The following is a 19,663-nucleotide window of genomic DNA, read 5'->3' as shown; positions in this document are numbered from 1 at the left end:
CATCCCCCGAGCGGAAGAAGACCATGACCTCTCCGGGCGCCCCCTTCGTCGTGCGGTAGCCGCTGGCCGCCGTCCCCTTCCGCCGACGCTCCGAGAACGGCTTGAATTCCGCTGCCTTGAGCACACGGCCCACCGACGCCAGCGATGGCCGCTTGCCGGTGCCCTCCGCCGCGGCGGGGGCCGCTGGCGGTTCCTGCATGGGGGCAGGGGCTGTGGCCTGCGCAGCGCCCTCCACACTCCGCACGTACTCCTGATAGGCCCGCCGTTCGGCGACCGGGGCGTTCTCGTCCGCCAGCGCCCACGCCAGCTCCACCAGCTCGCGGTGAACCGCGACCGGCGCCGTCACGAGCCGGGCCGTGGGTGAGTCTGGCGCGCTCCGTGCGCCCGCCAGCGCAACCGCTGTCGCCGTCCCGGGTTCAACCGCCGCGGTCCCCTCCTGCGTCAGGTGTGCATACAGCGATGGGGCCATCTGCAGCGCCGCGGTGTCGGGAGCGTGCTGCTCCTGCGCACTGGCTGAGTCCGGGGCGGGGGATGGCGTTCCGGTGTCCGGGGCTGTGGCCTGCTGGGCAGCCTGCTCCGGCTGGACGTCGGTGTCGCGAGCCTGGTGCTTGGCCTCCTGCCGGTCGAAGGACTCCACGATCCAGGCGAGGGCACCGGCCTGGCTGTCGAAGGTCTCACCGCGGGCTCCGGAGTCGATTCCCTGTGCCCTCCAGCCCTCGCCGTCGGGCCGGATCTGCCCGATGGAGACGCCGTCCAGGAGCACACTGTGGAGGCCGTCGTCGGTAGAGGCCTCGGTGAGGGTGGCGCGGGCGGCCAGCTCGGTGGCACGGGCACGGCCACCGAGCCGGAGCGCGTCGTAATCGGACAGTGCAGGCTGGGGCTGCGGCGCCCCGTCCTGTGCCGTCTGTGTGGCGGCGTCGATCTTCATCTGCCCCTCGGACAGCTCGGCGGGTTCCGGGGGCTCGGGGGCCGGTCCGGTCCGGAAGTCCTCACGGCGCATCTGCGTCCATTGCCTGCCGGCTGGCGCCTCCGAGGGGACAGCTTCTTCGGGGGCCGGCTCGGCGCCGGTGGCCTCACCGGCTGAGGGGTCATCACCAGGCTGCTGGACGGCGGTTGTCTGCTCGGCTGCCTCCATGAGCCGCGCGGCGGCCGCCTTTGGGTCCTGCAGCTGCGCCGACCAGTGCTCGGCTACTTCTACGCCGGCGAGGGCCCGCTCGGGCATCACTTCCACACCGTCCGCGCTGGCAACCTCTGCCAGGTGCGCGAGGGCATCGCGCGCCGTGAGGACCTGTTCACGGAGCTTCGCGGCCGATGTCGGCCTGGTGTTGATCGCCTTGGCAGCGGCCTTGACGGCGCCCATGCTGCGCACCAGCTCGGGGTGGCCGAGCCCTGGGCGTGGCACGCCGTTGGTGGGGTGGAGGAGCGCCGCCAGGAGGGCGGGCCGCGCTGCGCGGGCGACGATGATCTCGGGGCTCAGAGCCAGCTCGCCCACAGCTTCTTGGAGCGGCCCGGCCTTCGCCACGGCCGCGCTCAGGTGGTGGCTGACGGTCGTTTCCCGGCGGGTCCCGTCCACGGTCACCGAGCCGTCCGCCTGGCGGCTGATGCTGGTCACGGTGAACGCCGGTGTCCAGCTTTCCGGCGTGAGGCGGCTGCCCTGGGGGGCGGGCAGCCGGACGGTGTCACCGGGGCCGATCTGTGTCCATGCGCGGGGCCGCCAGCCAGCAGGAGCAACCCGGTGGCGTTCGTCTTCGAGGTCGATCGCGTACTGATCCGCGGCGCCCTTGCGGTCCATCACGGCCGGGGCGTTGCCGTCCAGGTCGACGAAGATCCACTTGTCGCTCTGCCTGGGTGTGCGGGGCGGATCGGGCATCTTGTCCCGGTGGACGACCGCGCCCAGGGGCTCGCCGGCCTCGTTGTGCACGAGCCGGCCGCTCAGGCTCTTGAGCTCCTTCGGGTTGCCGAGGATCGCTTGCAGTTGGCTGCGTCGCCGCTCCCGGCGCGTCAGGTTCCCCGATACCCGCTCCCGCTCGGTGGCGATCTGCGCGCGGCGGGCCTCGACGAAGGGCGCGTGCGCAGCATCGGCCAAGGGCAGCTCCAAGCGGGCCTGTTCGGCTTCCAGGATCTCGGGGGCTACGGCGCGCAGGCTGATGCTGCCGGGCCTGGCCGTGGTGGTCTCACCGACCGGATCGGCGGCGGTCACGAGTTCCTGGCCGCGGCGGCGCGCCAGCACCTCGTCGTAGGGGACGGTCTCCAGCTCGATGGTGAGCTGCTCGGGGTGGACCTCGGTGACTGTGTGCCACCAGCTGTGCAGGCCCTTCACGAGGACCTGGTCACCTGCCTGGAACTCGATCGGGCTCCAGTCCCTGCGCTCCCTCTGCTTGAGGGCGTCGAGTTGGGTGCGCTGCTCCACGTCGATTTCGGGCAGGGCGGTGTCGGCGGGGGCGCCGTCGCGGCTGTAGTGGACGGCGATGCTGCGCCCGTGCTTGAGCATGCGCCGCACGAAGAGGCCGGTCTTGTAGGCGCGGGTCTCGGGCAGGGTGCCGGCCCGCTGGACGTAGGCGTCATGGCTGGGTGGCCGGGTGAAGTCCTCGGCCTCCAGAGCGGCCAAGGCGTCCCGGTCGCTTTCGGCGACACCGAAGACGTAGGTGCGGGTCTTCTTGCCGTGGTCCCGCTCGTGGTGGACCCACACCGTCTCCGCGGGCCGGGGGCCGGTGACGGACGCGGCCTGCTGCAGGGCCTGGTGGCGCTCGGCGATCTTCTTCGCACTGGCGGACGGCGTGCGGTCGCCGCGCATGTGGTCGCTGCCGACCGCGATCCTCCATTTGACCGTGCCGTCCCAGGCGCTGGGGCCGTACCCGTGGCCGATCTCCGCGGATCCGTAGCCGACGGTGATGCGCTCGACGCCGTCGCGGGAGCTCTCACGCGGCGTCTGAAGGCGCCACCAGTAGCCGGGCATCCCCGCGACTTCCTGCGCGTCGAACGGCGTCTCGTCCGGCTCGGCCGCAGGGCCCGGTTCCTGGGCAGCGTCCTGCCCGGCCGCGGTCTCGGTGGCTTCGACCGCGGTTTCGGCCGGAGCTGCCTGCCGGGCGGGGGTGCTGGGCTCCTCGCCGGCCGGGGCCGGGATCGCCTCGTAGCGCTGCATGGCGTTGAGGGCGTCCTTGGCCGTGGGGCGTATCTCTCCTCCGCGCTCGTCGGGCCACCAGGCCCACGACCGCTCTTCGTCTGTGACGTACCGTCCCTCGCGCAGCCCCCATTGCAGGCCGAACTTCCAGTGCCCGACTGTGGTGTAGGCCTCCAGGACGATGCTGATCGTCCCGCTGCCGTCCTCGGCGGGGAGGGTTTCGCGGGTCATGCTCCAGCCGCGGGCCCGGGCGGTCCTCCACAGCTCGGTGACGGTCGTAGGCACCGGGGAATCCGGCTCCCAGATGCCGCCCTCCTTTACCGGCGCTTCGTCATCGCCCGCAACGGTGGTGGTCGTCGGGGCCGTCGCAGGGGCGGCCAGCTCGGCTGCTGGAGCGGGAGCGGTGCGCGACTCGGCGAAGGCCCGCAGGCGTGCCGACTTCTCGTGGGCGTGTCCGGACAGCACTCGGACCAGCCCGTACAGCTCGCTGGAGCGTAGGCCCTCGTTCTCCAGCTGGGTGCGCAGTGCGCGGGCGGCGTGGGCGAGGTCCTCGATGGCGTCGGCCTTGGCGCGGGCCTGATCGTGGTCGAGCGGAGCCGGCTGGTGCGGTTCGACCTGTTCGAGTGCGTACAGGACCCGGGTGAGGGCGGGCTGCTGCTCGTGGGTGAGAGGCCAGGTCCGGCGGCCGGCGGTGCGCAGCGCGGTGGTGAACGGCGCGAACTCGGCAAGGGCCCGGGACATGAGCGTGGCATCAGGGTAGGTGTCGTGGCCCGGTAGGGGCTGGGTGTGGTCCTCGGCCCAGACGCGTAGGGCGTTGAGGACTGCGTGGTGGAAGTTGTCCGAGCCGTTGGGCTGCGGAGGCAGGATGGTGAACGGCTGGTCGGTGTGGTGGGGCAGGTGTTCCCCCATCACGGTGTGCCAGCCTTCCCCTTCCTTCACGAGCGTGGCCACGATCGTGTTGTCGGGGGTGCGCAGGGTGTAGGCGGGGCCGTTGAAGATGCCCGGCGCCGCCAGCATGGTGAACCCGTCGGTGCCGGGGACGGCGTACGCCGGCCTGTCCGGGGCATCGGCGGGAGTGATCTGCTCGTAGGTCTGGTTCCCGCCCGCCTCGTCGTCGCTCAGCGGGCCCATGGCCTGCGCCTGGGGGCTGATCGGGCGCGGGTCGGCGTAGCCGAGGCGGGGCAGCAGGAACGGGTCCTCGCTCCAGGGTTCGGCTGCGGTGGGGAACACTTGCCGCCATGCCTCGCCCGATGCGGTGGCGGCCAACCGATCAGCGTGTTGACGGGCGCGGGTGGCGAACGATTCGAAGAGGTATTTCACGTCTAGTGGCACAGAGACCTGGAGAAGGTCATTGTCCTGGGCGGCCCGGGCCAGCAGGAGGATCGCGCGGACTGCTTCGATCGGGGTGGTGAGGCTGGCTGCCCGTACGGCCGCGCTCGCCTCGCGGAGCTGCCGGGTGCGCGGGTCGGCGGTCGGCCAACCGGGGTGGGCGGTAAGTGTCCAGGTGGTGGTGATGAGATCAGCGGTGCCGCGGGTGAGTTCCTTGAGGCTGGTGTAGGCGCCGCTCTCGGGGGTGGTGGAGTCCATGTCGAACAGAGAGTCCGATTCCGGCGTGGGTGCGAGGTAGCGGTTCCAGGAGGCGGCGAGGGCCTTGGCGCTGGGCGCACCTGCGGCCTGCAGGGTGTCCCAGACCGTCTGCTCAGCCGCGTGCAGTCGGGCCCACGCCGCGTCGTGCTCGGGGTCCGATCGCGCCACGCCTGCGTAGGCCGCATCGGCGTTCAGCAGTTCGCGGCGTGCTTCGTCGTTCAGGCCCAGGTGCACCCAGGCGGGCAGCTCCTCCCAGCGCATCATCATGCTCATCGCGGGACGGTCGTCGGTCCCCTGGATGGAGATGAGGATGCCTTCGGGGGCGGGGTCGACGCGTCCCAGGGCGCGCGGGCCCTCGTTGCGGCGAGACCCGCCGAGCCAGGTGCCGCGTCCGGTGGCGACCAGTTCGTCGCGCCATGTGCGCCACTGGACCGGGTTGTTCATCCGGCGGACGAACGCGGCGAGCCCTGATCCCGGTTCGGTGGCACCGGAGTTGAGGCTACCGAAGTCGTTGATCATGGTGCGGATCGCGGCGTGCTGTTCGGGCAGGGTGATGCCGGGTACCGCGGCCTCGGTGATCTGGGGGTCATCCAGGTCGGCGGGGGCCCCGGCGACCTGGCCGGTGGTGGTTACCGTGGTGGGCTGCGCCTGCCGGAGGCTGGGGCGGGGCGCGCCGTCGAACAGGTTGTCCCAGGCAGTCGAGGTGACGGTGGCCCGCCAGGCGGCGGCGAAGGAGCTGACGGCCTGCACCGCCTCGGCCAGTGCCACAGCGGCGTCGCCGGGCACAGCCGTATCCCTCCAGGCGTCCTGTACGGCGGTGACGGCGGCGTGGATCTGCTCGACGGCTGTGTGGAATTCGCTGGGCTCGCTCAGGGAGACCCGGGTGAACGTATCCAGGGCCTCGCGCAGTGCCGTCTCACCACCTGCCGTCTCGGCCAGCTGCTTGAAGTAGGCGGTGCGCGCCAGTGCCCGCACGGCACTGTTGAGCGCGCGGCGCGGCGCGCTGATCTCCTTGGAGCGGGTGAACGGTGCGACAGGCTCGCCCGCAGCTGCGGGCGGGGTCGACTGATGTTCCGGCTGTTCGGCGGGCTCGGCCGTGGGCTCGTCGGCAGTCGTTGCGGGGCTGTCCTGCCTGGGAAGAGGCAGTCGCGGTGCTTCCTCGTGAATTGTCGAGCCCAGGCGGGCAGGCCAGGCGTAGGCGGATGGCATCGGGGGCGCTGGTTGCTCGATCATCTGTGGTTCCGGCACGTGGAGTTCGGCGACAGTCCCCTCGGCGTCAGTCACCACGAGGTGGCTGCCGCGGACTTCCTTGCCGTCGCGCCGTACGACGCTGTACCGGCATGACTGCAGCGTGCCCATGACGTTGAGCGTGAGGCTTGGGTCTTGCAGCGAGCTGCCGCTGGCCTTGACCTGCTGGCCTGCCTCGGCCTCCCACGGGAGGATCCACTGCCCGCCGGCGGGTGTGGGGATGCGGGGCGGGGCGGCGGGAGCCCTGTCGGGGTGGTAGGACCGATAGGGGGGAGCGATCCGGTCCAGCCTCTGGAGCAGTCGGTCCCGTACACCCAGAGCCTGCTGCGCTGCGAGGAGATGCGTCACGCGGTCGGTGTGGTCTGCGCCGCGATCGAAGTCTTCAGCGAGCGTGGCAAGGTCGGCGGCGATGCGCAGGAGGTCCTCGCGGACGCTGCCGGTGGTCACCTGGCCTTCGATCAGTGCCTTGAGGGCGGCACGGGCACGGCGGGAGGTGTGCTCGGCGCGGCGCTGCCCGCGGGGGCGGCCCTTGTCGATGCCGTCAGGCAGGCCGGGCAGGGAGGCACGGAGATCCCGGGCGAGGGTTTGCACGGGCCTGGGCAGGGGCGGGGAGGCAGCGAAGGGTGCTTGGGGTGACATCCTCAGCCGGGAGGCATCGCCGCTGCGTCCGTCGTCGCTGGTCCAGGTACGGCCGGTGAACCAGCCCATATAGGTGGCCCGGTGCTTGCCGTCGGGGCCGGGGCCAAGGTCGAAGAAGTGGTGGGAGGTTTCGTTGTACCAGCTCGGCTGGCCGCCGTGGACGGTGATCACCTGACCCGCCAGCCCGTCGGTATCGCCGTCGAGGTGCCTGAGCACCTCGGCGTCGACCAGCACACGGATCGCCACCTGGTCCTGATGGTTGCCGTCCAGCCTGCTGTGTGCGCGCCAGGTCAGGCGCTCCGTCAGCCCCTGTGCGCTCGCGGTGGCTGCCGCGGTGGCGAGCTCGTGCTCACGCGCCTCTTCGGCGCGCAGCTGTGCAGCGAAGTAGCCCCTGGTGCCCAGGCGCGCCTCGAGATCGGGGTCGGCCAGGGCCCGGGAGATGGCACGGGCGAGGGTGTGGCCCTCAGCGTCGCGCCAGATCCGGCTCAGTGGCCCGGCCAGCGGAGCGTCGTACGGGTACGGCTGAGCGTCTGCGCCGATGAGCGCCTGCGCTGCCCGGGCGGCAGCCCGGGCAGCGGCAAGGGTGGAAAGAGCCGGCGCGTCCTCGGTTCCGGGCAGGACAACGCAGGCACCCGGCAGGTAGATGCGGTAGCCGTCGCCATCTGGGACCACCGCGAGGCGCCCTTCGATGCCAATGCCGACAGGCTGCGCCGCGGCGTCGAGCTGCTGACGCCGTGCCTCGGTGAGGTGAGTGTGGGGGGGTGCGATCAGCTCGGGTGAGTCGCTGGCCCAGTGGGCGCGGAGTGCGTCCGCGTCGGCGAAGCGGAAGGTGTGGTCGTCGGGCGGGGCGATGGCGGGGAGCCGCTCAGCGAAGTGGGCAAGGGCTTCGTCGCCGTAGACGCGGGTGAACACCAGGGGATAGGGCTTGCTGGGGGTGTGCATGACGAGCGCACCGTCGGAGTCAGTGTCGAGAACGCCGCCGGAGGCGATGAGAGCCGCCAGTTTGGGGGTGAGTTCCACGCCGGTGAAGGTGAGCCCGGTTTCTTCCTCCTGGTAGGCGCTCCAGCCGTCCAACTGGAGCGCTGCGGCGCGGGCCGCCGCCCAGGTCTGGGACTGCCGTTCGCGGTGGCGGTCTTCCAGGACGTGGGGGTTGGGGTTGCGGTGTTCGATGCGTGCGTCGAGGTCGTCCCAGGCATGGGGGATGTCTGCTGTGGTCTCCATCCACGACAGCAGTCTCGGTATCCGCTCAAGGGCCTGGTCCGAGGCCGGAGCGAAGTCCTGTGCCCAGGTGGAGTCGTGGACGAAGGCGGCGTAGGTGCGTGCCGCCGGCAGTGCGGTGCGAGCCTGGAGCACCAGAGCGTCGGGGTCCCCGGGCGCGGTGTGATGGACAGCGAACAGGGTGCGGTGGATGTTCTGCAGGAGGGTGTGCTCGACTGGGTGGGCGTCGCGGAAAGCGGAGTTGAGGTCGTCCCACGGCTGATTGTGGTCCCAGTTGGTGCGCGCTCGTCCGACCTCGGTCTGGCGGATCGCAGCGCACAGCGCTTCAAACGCACCCCAGCGCCACCCGGCCGGAGTGGCCCAGGTGCGTGGGGGCAGGCCGTCGCCGAGCGGCTGCACGTTGCCTGCGGCGGCCGCCAGCTGGTCCCATGCATCACGGAGAGACTGGCTCACGGCTGTCGCGGAGGCGTCGGCCAAGAGCTGGTCGACGAGCGGCGGGTAGTCGGCACGGGCGATCAGCCAGTCCCAGGCACCACTGCGGAGCAACGCCGGCGTCGGCCCCTGGTCCTGATCGGTGGCGGCGACGGCAGCCAGGAGCGCGGTGTCCTCCACTGCCCGCGCCATGAGCTGCGTCCATGCCGTCGTCAGGGCTGGATCGGCGTTGGACGACTCGCTGTCGCGGGCTTGCGGGGAGGCTGACGGCGTCAACGCGGTGGAGGGGGGCGTGGGGATGTCATGCGCGAAGGCGTCAGCCGGGTCGGGGCCTTCCTCCCGGGGTTGCTGCCGAGCGCCGGTGCGGGCGGCTGCTTCGTCGGGGTGGGAGTCCTCCGTGTCGCCCATGACTTGCGGGTCGTCGAGTTGCCGCGGGGCCTGCTCAGCCGCCGGGACGGGCGTCCCGGGCGCGGGCGCATCGGTGGTGGTGTCGTTGGCCAGGCGTGCGGTGACTTCGCGGAGCAGGTAGGCGTGCAGGGCGTCGGCCGCGCTGCTGGGCTCGTCGCCTTCGGCGGAGTACAGCTCGAGCAGCCCGGTGGGCACGTCCTGTCCGGCCTCCAGGGTCTGCTTGGTGAAGCGGCTGATCAGATCCTCCGGGTCGTCGCCGCGGCTGCCGTCGAGGCGCAGCCGGAGGTCGATGTCGCTGCTGGCCGCATCCGCCAGGGCGCCGATCTGTGTGGTCCACTTCTGCCAGGGTGCGAGCAGCTCGGTGCCTGCGGACGGCAGCGGCCCGGGAGATGCGGCCTTTGCGGGGGCGGCGCTGCGCAGCGAGCGCCACATCGAGCCGAACAGGCCGGTGAAGTCGCCCGTGGGGCCGATGTCGCTGTGCAAGGCGCGCCGCAGGCGCGGTGACATGTCCGCTTCCCGCTCTTCGAGCCACGCCCACAGCGCGGGCGCCTGGGGGACCTTGGCGGCCGGGGAGGCGGTGTGGGTGAGGGTGGCCATCAGCTGTTCGTCCGCGGCTGCCTGTGCGGCGAGTTCGGCGGCTTCCTCGCGCACCTGCGGGTCGGCCTCGTCGACGAAGCTCTGCATGGTGGCGGCGTGCCGGCTGGCGATGCTGTTCAAGGACACCAGGAGATCGCCGTGCTCTTGGTGGCCCTCTTCGGCCTGGACGTGCCAGACCTGGAGCGCGCGCTCGCCGATTTCGTGCAGCAGGGCGGGCAGCACCGGGGACAGGCTCTCGGTGATGTCGGCGTGCTCTTCGGTGACGAGGTCGATCAGCCGCAGCAAGGTGCGCTCGTCCGGCCGGTCCTCGGGGCGCAGTCCCCGTGGTGTGTCTTTCAGACGCTGGGCGAGGTTGATGAGGTAGGTGTGCCGGGCCGCGAACTCCACGGTGTCGGTGGGCGGGTTGGCGGGCGCCAGCTCGGGCCTGGTCAGGTGCAGCACCCCGCTCTGGCGTGCCGCGTCGGCGGCGAGGCCGGGGGCGGTGCGCATGGTGGCCGCCCACCGGTTGCGCAGTTGCTCGATGGCGTCGGTGAGGCTCGCCCACCCGGGCCTGCGGTCGGAGACTGCGCGGGACCGGGCACGGGCGAGGTCACCGGCCCGGGCGAGCAGCTCGTACCATCCGTCGGGGGTGGCGCCGGGTTTCGGGTCATCCAGGAGGGCGTGCAGACGGATGACCGTGTGCGGCTCCACGTCGGCCAGTTGCTCGATGGGGCCCATCTCGCGGGCCCAGTCGCGCCAGGTCTGCTGGAGGTCGGCCAGGGCCGCGGTGGCGTCTGGTGCCTGTGCGAACGGTGCGGGTGCGGCCGCGGCGGCTGCCGCGAGCTCCGTGCTGCTGGGGGCGGGGATGCCGCGGGCAGCGGCCCGCGACAGATGGTTGTCCACCGAGCGCAGCACCGTGGTGAGTTCGTGGAGCGCCTGGGTCAGGGGGCGGGCGGTGTCGCTGTCGGTCAGGCGCTGGTGGATCACCCGCAGCCACTGGCCGGCCGTGGCGATGGCCAGCCAGTGCTCGGCGGGTCCGCCGTGGCCGCCCGGCTCGGGAATGCCGGATTCGGCCTCCTCCACCGCGTCCTGGGCGTCCCTGGCGGGCCACCGCACGAGCTCCTCCAGCACCTCGGCATGGGCGGCGAGCCACTCGCGGATGTCGTACAGGAGGATGTCGACGCTCTGCACGGCCTGCGACCCGGCCGGGTAGGGCGTGGGGTGGAGGATCTCCAGGTCCCACTCCCCCGGCTCCGGACCGGTGACCGTGATCGCGATCTGCGGTGGTGCGAATTCCGGCCGGCTGCCGGGCGGCAGAGCGGCGAAGGCGACGAGTGCGTCGCGCACCGGCCTATCGAGCTCCGCCAGGCCGGGCCAGTCCTCAGCCCGGTCACGCAGCAGGGCCGTGGCCTGAGTGGGCGTGTGATCCTGGGCGGCGGCCGCGAACCGCTCGGCCTCCTGCTGCGGGAGGGCGTCAAGGGTGCCGATGCGGCCGTTGCCGCGCGACCACAGCACACTCTCCCCGTCGCCGGGCAGGAGCATCAGCCCGCTGTCCGGGCCGAGCCGCTCCGCCAGGTCCCGGCCCCGGCAGACGAAGCGCTGCTCCCCCTTGTGCACGGCGAACACAGCGGCCGGGTCGGGGATCAGGGCCGTGCGCGCGGTCTGCGTGGTCTGGGCGGTGATGTGGGTGACGAGGGAGTCCAGCTGGTCCGTGTCGCCGGTGACCGCCTTGGTCCACTCCTGGTCCACGGGAGCCCCGGGCTCGGTGTGCTGGGTGACTGCGTGGTCCTGGATCCAGTCGCGGACCTTGTTGAGGATGACGTCGGACGGGTTGTTGCTGATCACCAGGCCGGTGATGTGCGGGTCGTTGGCGGCCGTGTCCAGGAGGGCGTCGACGGCCGCGGCGTGCTGCTCCCACGGGGGCGGTGGGGGCAGGCGCCGGCCGGTGCGCGGCATCTTGGTTCCGGTGGCGTCTTCGGCCAGCTTCTTCGCCAGGCGTCCGAAGGCGCCGATGAACCCGCCGGGGGTCGTATCCGCGGCCAGGGTGTGCCGCAGCAGCGGTGACATGGTCTCGGCGCGTTCGGCGAGCCAGGTGTTCAGGGCCGGGGCGAACGGCACGGGGGCGTGGTCGGTCAGGGCGGAGGCGGGCGTGCCGAAGGCCGCGAGAAGCCTCTGGTCGGCGAGCGCGGCGTGTGTGAGCGCCTCCATTTCCTCGTCGAGGGCGCCTGCTTCCTCGATCAGGGTGCTGTGCAGGCGTCGCGCGTGCCGCATCGCCGCGTCGGCGAATTCGGGGAAGTGCCGCTCCAGGTGGGCGTGCCGGCCCTCGTCGTTGTGCTCGCGCGTGACCTGGCGGGCCAGGTCGGCGGCGGTCGCCAGCAGGTGCGGCCAGAATGCGTAGATGTGTCCGTCGGGTCGTTTCAGGGGGCGCTGTTGGATCTCTGCGCATGTGGCGGCCAGGCGCCGCTCGGTGGCCGAGTACCTCTGGCTGCGGCACTGCCCGGCCGCCTTCTTGGCCCCGTCGGTTACGCGTTCGTGGGCATCTTCGATGGCGGAGTCATCGACGTCGCTGTCGGGGGTGGTGAAGGGCGCGGCCGGGGGCAGGTCGCGGTAGACGGCCTCCAGAGGACGGGTCTGCCCCCTGAGCGGCTCGTGTGTGATGCCGGGGTTGGTGAGCAGAGTGTGGGCCAGGCGCCCGAGGTAGGTGGGCAGCAGGTCATTGGCCCGGCTCGGCGAGGTGGACGCCGCGCGGGCCAGGCCGTGCATGGCCACGAGGTGGGCGCTCGCGCCCCGCGGGATGAGCGCCGCATCCAGCCGTGCGCGGCCGAGGTCGTCCGAGGCCCGCTCCTGGACGGCTGTCAGGGCCTGGGTGATCTCCTTGCTCGTGGTGTAGGGCTCGTAGCCGGCGGTGGCCAGCTCCCGGATCCAGGCGGCGTCCGGCTCGTCGTGGGGGGTGTGGGCCAGCCGGTCGACGTGCAATTCGGCTCGGCGGGCCAGGTGCCGCAGTTTGCCTCGCGCCGTCGTCCCGAGCCCCTTGTGACTGGCCAGGGCATGCGTGGCAACCCGGGCGCGAGCGTAAGCCTGCAGCCCAGCGGCCCAGTCGTCACTGTCGAGCGTATGGGTCGCGCTCCAGGCCGCGTTGAAATCGGCCCAGGCCTCCGTGAGTTCGGGGGCGGGGTCGGCGGGCAGTTTCTTGGGGATGTCGGCGTGAGCGAGCGCCAGCAGGGAGTTCAGCTCGCCCACGGCGGAGGAGAGGGTGTCGGACTCTGACCGGTAGGGCGCGGGCCGGTCTTCGACGATCGCCCACCGCGTCGTCGCCGGAGGATACGCCCCCGCCTTGGCGCCATGCAGAGCTTGCGGTGCGGCATCGGCTCCCGGCTGCGGGCCCTGGGGGCGCGCGGGATCGGGACGGCGGCGCTCCTGACGGGTGTGTGCGGCCCGGGCGAGGATCGTGTGGAGCTCATCGCGCAGCTCGGTCAGGGCGGGCTTGGCCCGGCCGGAGTAGTCGACGCCGGGCCGCTCCTCGATCTCGTCGAGGATGGCGTCCGTCGCCTGGAGAGCTTCACGCAATTCGGGCATCTTCAGCTGGGCCGAGCGGCCGGGCCGGCGCAGGTTCTCGATCGCCGCTGCCCGCTGGTGGGAGTCGGTGTGGGAGCCGCGGATGAACAGGTCGTCACGGAGCCCCGTTGCGGTCCACGCGCGCAGCGGCCCGTCCAGGCGAGCGAGGGCTTCGGTGATGTCGTCGGCGGAACGGAACGGGGCCGGCGCATCCGTCGGGTCCGTCTGTGGGCGATCGTTGCTCTCGGCGTCTGCCTGCGCTCCGGCGACGGCGGTGTGCTCCCCTGCGCTTTCGGGTTCGGTGTCCGTATCGGGGCTCGCGGCGTGGTGTTCGTCGGCTCCGTTGACGGTGGGGTCGGCCTCGGCCAGCGCGCGGACGGTTTCCTCGTCCCCGTCACGGACTGCCTGGATGAGGGCGGGGTTGTTCTTGCTCCAGGTGTCGATGAACTCGTCGAACTGGGCGCGTGCTTGAGCCTTGATGGTGCGGGCCAGGTCGTTCTCGCCGTCGCGCTGGGCGAGCGTGGCGCGGTGGCGTTCGAGGAAGATGCGGACGAGGTTGGTGAAGTCGTTCAGGGGCGTCTGCATGGTGGTGCGGTCGCGGCGCCTGAGGGAGCGCAGAAGCCGCTCGGCCTGTGTCAGGGAGTTGGTCAGGGAGGTGTCGGTGTCGTAGGCGTCACGGCCCTCGTGGGCGGCAACCGCTGCGAACAGCTCTCGGCGCAGTTGGGCGAAGGCGTGGGGGATCTGCTCGCGGTTCCAGGTCTGGTCGACGGCGCGGCTCAGCGCGAGTTCGGAGGCCTGCACCTGAGCAAAGGCCCCGTTCCACTCCCGGTGGGTGGTGAAGGCGGGCGCGGTCTGCGGCGCCCGGGCTTCTGCGGTGTCGGCCGGTTTGTCGGGCGCGGGAGCATCCTGTGCCTGCGGATCTTCTGCGGAGAAGAGCTGCAGTTCCTCGGCGGCGCCTTCTGCGGTGGTCTCCTTGGGCCGCTGTGCCGGTGTCGGGGCAGCGGGGGGCCGTTCGGGTGTCTGCGGGGCGGCCGCGGTCGACGGGTGCTGGCGGCCCCGGCGGATGGCGGCTTCGAGCTCGCTTCGCCCGTCGGCCATGTCCAGTCGGTCGCCGATGTGCGGTGCTCCCCAGTCGATCAGGCGGCCCTGGGCGTCGCGGGCGTCTTCCAGCGCGTCGGCGAACTCCAAGGCGTCGGCACTGGTCCGGTAGGCCGCGCGGTCGGTCATGATGGTGCCCGAGGCGATGTGGTACACGTCCCACTTGCCCTTGCCCTCGCGGGTGACCAGGAAGTTCCCCAGGGCGGAGAGCTGCGAGTTGCGGGCCAGGTCCATGTTCCGGCGGGCAGAGTGGGTGTCGATGCGGACCTGTGCCTTCTCGTGCTTGGTGGCGCCCTTGACCGTGACACCGTTGTGGGTGCGCGGTGCCCGGGCCCAGCGCGGGTCGCGGATCCCGTTGCTGAGGTGGTTGTGGGCGGAGGCCACCGAGGTGAAGCGGTGCTCGGTGCGGGCAGGCCCGTCAGCCTGAGCACGGTCTGCGGTCTCGCGGGAGCTGCCGGAGTCGGCGCCCACTGCGGGTTCATCCGGTGTGCGGCTGAGGTCTGGGTTCCCTTCGACGGGCGCGGCCGGCGCCGGCTGCGCCGCGAGCTCGGGCGAGGCTTCCTGCGTCGGTTGTGCCGCAGCGGGTGCGTCCGGCGAGGACGTCGGCTGTTCGCTGCCGAGGCCTGTCTCTTCCTCAGGGTCCTGTGCTGCTTGATCAGCAACTTCTGGGCGCACAGTGGCTGCGGGGGCTTCGGAGGGTGGGGCCTGCACCTGGGACTGCGTATCGCCTGCGGGTGCTGCCTGCTGCGGCATGGCCGGCGTGGGTGCGGGCTCCGACGCAGGCGCCTCACCGGCAGGTGAGAGAGCGTCGTCGGCTATGGCGGGGGGTGACGCAGGCGGTGTGGTGATTTCGCGCGATATGGAATCAGCTGCCGGGTCTGGCGTCGGCCCGTCTGCGGCGAGTTCCTGCTCCGCCGCGGTGTCTGCTACGGGATCTGGCGCGACGTCTTCCGCGGGCGCCTCCGTCTCGGCGGTTTCCTCCTCCTCACCCGGGGTGGGGTTGCCTGCACCGAGAGCCATCTGCAGCTTGCGGTATTGGCGCTCGGCCTTTTCGAGCTCGGTCTGCTGGGCGAAAGCCTGCCCGGCACGGTCGCGGGCCCGGGCCATGTTGGCTTCCAAGCGCCTCACGTGCTGGGTGCTGCGCTCGGTCACCGTCTCCAGGGTGGCGAGGGTGTTTTCCAGCTTGCGGATCAGGCCGACGGGGTCCTGGTCCTTGAGGTCGCGCGGGTCGAGTGTGACGGCGTCGATCGGCGCGTCGAGGAAGATGAGCGAGAGGTAGCGTCCGCCGAAGCTCCACTCCATCGTGGCCTGCAGGCCGAAGCCGCCCAGTTCGCCGAGTTCGGTGACGTGCTGGCGGCCCCGGTCGAGGGCGGTGCGCTCGAAACGAGCAAGCTGTCGCAGCACGGCGTCGCCGGCATCACGGCGCTCGTCGTAGGTGGTCTTGGCGACCCTCATGGTGAAAGCGTCGCCCTGAGTGCTGGTCCGGCGTTCCAGGGCCCGTTCGGCCTGCTGCATGCGCTCGGTGAGTTCCGTGATCCGGCGACGACCCTGCTCCCCCATGATCTGGTAGGTGAACTGCTCGTCGTTCCACATCTTCTGCTGGAGGCGCAGCCGGGCGAGTTGGGCCTCGACGCGTTCCATCTGCTCAAGTTCGGGCCGGTTGGCTGCGACTGCGAAGATCACACCGGCGGGGATGACATTGTCGTCGTCGTCGGATGCCTCGAAGATGCGGGTGGTGTTGCGGAAGTCGAGGACCACGTCCGCGTAGCTCTGTTTGGTGGCGACCTTCTGCCAGAGGAACGGGTCGTAGGAGTCCCGGGTGACCGCGGCGATGTGGTGCATGGCGGTGTTCTGGTTGCCCTGCCGCTTGAAGCGGCCCAGGCTCTGGATGATCGGGGTGGCCTTCCACGTGGGGTCCACCTGGACGACCGCGATACCACGGCGCTGGATGTTGCGGCCGGTGCCCAGACCGGTGCGGCCGCCCATGATGACGGCGATGCGCCCGTCATTGATGGCTTGGTTCTGACGTACCTTCTGCTGCTGGTTCTTGGCGTCCTGGGCGAACTCGATCAGGCTGCGGGGCATGCCCTTGGCGGTGAGCTTGTCGGCCAGCGCGTTGTAGACATCGAATTCCTTGTCGGGTGCAGGCACACCGAGATCGCAGAAGACTGCGATGCAGCTGCCCTTGATGGGCTCCTCGTTGCCGTGCTCGTCGTAGTAGACGTCGTGGCGGTGCTTCTGCCACAGCGCGATGATCTCGTCGGCGACAACGTCCAGTTTCTGCGGCTGGTCGGTCTCCATGCCGACCAGCCGCACGTCGAGAGAGGCCAACCGTCCGTCCGTGGAGATCCACAGACTGTTGTCCTCAGCTTCCTCCCCGTTCTTCTTGGTCTTGATCCGCGGGGAGCCCGCCTTGATCGACAGCATCCTGTCGCCGAGGTCCTGCATCACCTCGCGGAGTTCGGGTGAAGCGTCGACAGTCAGCAACCGCATCTCGTTGTTGATGATGGACGGCTCGACCAGAGGGAGGTCGCTCTTGCGTTTCACATCGGCGAAGCTGGCGAGCATCAGCTTCAGTTCGGGCTGATTGACGTAGCGGGCGTAGCGGGCACGGGTCTTGAAGCTGTTCCCGTCGACCGACATCTCCACCTTGTGGACCGGCTGGATGAAGGTGGAAACGAACTGGTCGTCCTCGACGATGTCCAGTTCGGCCAGGCGGGAGGGGGCCAGGTACTTGGTTGCGCTGAGGATCTCCATCGGGGAGTTGTCGACCGGGGTGGCGGTAGCTCCACACACCACGCGTTCGCCGAACTTGCTGCGCAGATAGGACAGCTTCATGTCCATGTCTGCGGTGATCTGGTTGCCCGGCAGCGCGAGTTCCTGGACCGACGAGATCACCTGGAGGTTCTTCAGTACCTGGAATTCATCGATGAAGATGAACGTCGAGCCGGTCCGTTCGAACTCCACCCCCGAGTCCCCGGGGGTCTGAAGTTCCTCCTCGACCTTCTCCTTGAGGGTGGCGATCTGGTTTTCGATGTCCTTGACGGTGTAGCGGTCGCCGCCCTCGGCGTGGTCCAGGTGTGCTTCGAGACGCTGGATCTGCTGGTTGACATAGTCCAGCCGCGCCGCCTTGCTCATGGGGATCTTCTTGAAGGCGGTGTGGCTGACGATGACGGCGTCCCAGTTGCCGGTCGACCACTTCGCGACGAACCGGTGGCGGCGGCTGCCGGTCAGGTCGGAGGAGTCGGCTACCAGGATCCGGGCGCGCGGGTAGGCCTGGAGAAACTCCCTCTGGAACTGGCCAAGGACACCCTTGGGGACCGAGTAGACAGGCTTGGTGACCAGCCCGAGCCGGACCAGCTCCATGCCGCCCACGATCATTTCGAGGGTCTTGCCGGCGCCGGTGCCGTGGAAGAGACCCACGCCGGTGTTGGTGGAGCGGAGGCGGGCGACGGCGGCGTGCTGGTGGGGGTTGAGTGTGAAGGCCTTCGACAGGCCGGGGGCGGCGATCCGTTCGCGGTCGTAGGTGGGTGTGACGCGGGCGTTGTAGCGGTCGTTGTAGTAGCGCTGCAGGTGAGCGGCCCGGTCCGGGTCCTCCCACAGCCACAGGCGGAACCGCTCGTCGAGCTGGAGGGCCTTGGCCTGGGCAAAGGCAGTGGCCTCGGTGTCGGTGACGGTGGGCCCGTCCGGGGGAAGCTTGCGGGTGACGACGATCTCTTGGTTGTTCAGAAGGTTGCTGGCCAGGGCCTGGGCGGAGCGGGTCTTGGTCCCCCACGTCGTCTCGGCCAGCATGCTGTGCCGGTCGCCGCCCTTGACGCTCCAGCGCGCACCGAGGTTGCTGACCTCGATGTCGTCGTCCTCCAGGACCTCCCGGAGGAACTGCTGTACGTACCTGGCGCTGATCCAGGCCGCGCCGAGGGTACTTTCGATCTCGGCAGGTTCCAGGTCCCGGGGGATGACCTCTTCAAGGGCGGTGACGTTGACGGCGTACGCAGGATCGTCCTCAGCCGCTTCCTGTGCCGCCTTGAGCTTTTGCCGGACGTTGCCGGAAAGGTACTCAGTGGCACGCACCACGGTGCGGGCCTCGGGGTCCTCGTTGCGAGTCTCGGGATCGTCGTAGACCAGTGTGCCCAGGGCATGGCGCGCCGCCTGCGGGCTATCCAGGTCCAGCAGGTCGGCGATCACGTCCAGGCGGATGTCGTTGTAGCGGTCCCAGCACAGCAGGAGGGCATCTTCCGGGCTGTTGGCCCGGGTGAGGGGGGAGGGCGGGGAGATGACTCGCTGGTGGAATACGTCGGCCTTGGTGGCTTGCTTGGTCTCCTCGTTGAAGACCTCCAGCGCCAGTACGTAGGGCGCGTACGGGTCGTGGCGGAAGCCGCCCATGCGCGGGTAGGTGCGCACCTCGCGAGCCTGGCCGTCGCCCTCGACCTTGGTCTGGTTGACCTTGAACCGGTTGAGCGGGCCCCACTGGGCGTTATAGGCGTCGTAGCGGCGGTTGAGCTCGGTGCGCAGGCGCTCCATGCGCGCGGTGTCGTGGTGGTGTTGGGCTTCCTCGTCCAGCAGGGCCACCGCGATGTCACGCAGGCCGATCACTGCACGTAGTTCGTCGGCCTGGGTCTTGGCCGGGATGTGCGCGGTGGGTCGCCCGTTGACGATCTCGGTGAAGGTGCCGTCGGGGTGTGCTTGGAGGGTGCCATCGAGAAGGTCGAAGTCGACCTGGAAGGTGCTGGGAGGGATCAGTGTCTGGCCCTCGTGTTGGGCTGTGCTGGCGATCTGGTCGAGGGCCGCGGCCAGTGCGGGGGCGACGTCTCCTGCGCCGCGGACGGAAAGGTCGCTGCCGTGGCGGCGGATGTCGGCCAGCGAGGTGCCGAGCACCATCTCCGGGTGGGCCTGGAAGTAGTCGTTGATGTCGAGGGGGGTGGTGGTGATGCCGTTCCGGGCCGGGGGGAGCTCGACGGGCGAAACGGTCAGCCACTCCCCCGCTGCCCCGGGCAGGTCTCCTTCCGGCCGCTTGCGGAACACCAGGATGTCGACGACGACCGGTGTGCCGGCCTCGTCCACCTGCGCTCCGTCCGGCATCCGGATCCCGCCGAGGAACTCAGCCTTCTCCAGCATCTGCCGGCGCGCGTCCTGGTGGGCTTTGGTGGTGCCGTCGGAGGTGTAGCGCGAGGTCTGGATGGCGGCGATGCCGCCGGGGGCCAGTTCGGCCAGCGCCTGGAGGATGGCGTGGTTGTGGATGGAGTGGCGGCGGCCGGGGTTGAGGCGTTTGTCGGTGAGCTTGGTCCGCCCGTAGGGGACGTTGGCGATGACCACGTGGACGGGCTCGCCGAGGGGGCCGATCTTTGCGAATGATTCGTTGCGGATGTCCGCGTGCGGGAAGAGCGCTTGAGCGATGGCGGCGGTGATCGGGTCGGTCTCGGTACCGATCAGACGGGCATCGGCCGGTGCATCGACCAGGAGACGGCCCGCCCCCACACTGTTGTCATACACCGTGATCTTCGCGCCGGGCTCGGCGCCGAGCGGGGCGAGGAGCCGCCTCCAGATCAGCGAGGCATACAGCGGGTTGGTGTAGTGGGCGTTGAGAGTGGAGGCCCGGGCCGCCGCGTACTCCTGATCGGTCAGGAGGCCCTGAAGCTCTTCGCGCTCGGCCCGGTACTGCTCGGCAAACTGCTTACGGGTGTCGAAGAGATACGGGGTAGCTCCCCACCCTCGCCACTCGCGCAGCTGGGCGAGTTCTCCTTCGGTCGCAGCCCGGTGCTCCTTCCTGAGCTGCACTGCCAC

At 70.5% G+C, this 19,663-nt stretch carries 1 protein-coding gene (cut by a window edge); it reads right to left on the bottom strand.

Annotated elements, in window-relative coordinates; genetic code table 11:
* Positions 1-19,663, bottom strand: the 5' portion of a protein-coding gene (locus tag D9V36_RS01250) for a UvrD-helicase domain-containing protein (RefSeq protein WP_129292041.1). Its footprint begins 8,174 nt before the window's first position; the window shows 19,663 of its 27,837 coding nt (coding positions 1-19,663); it begins with the start codon at positions 19,661-19,663; the stop codon falls past the left edge of the window.

Origin of the sequence: Streptomyces lydicus, from assembly GCF_004125265.1 — a bacterium.
Taxonomy (GTDB): domain Bacteria; phylum Actinomycetota; class Actinomycetes; order Streptomycetales; family Streptomycetaceae; genus Streptomyces; species Streptomyces lydicus_C.
Note: the sequence above shows the minus strand (reverse complement) of the source record. Positions and strands in the feature narration are given on the sequence as shown.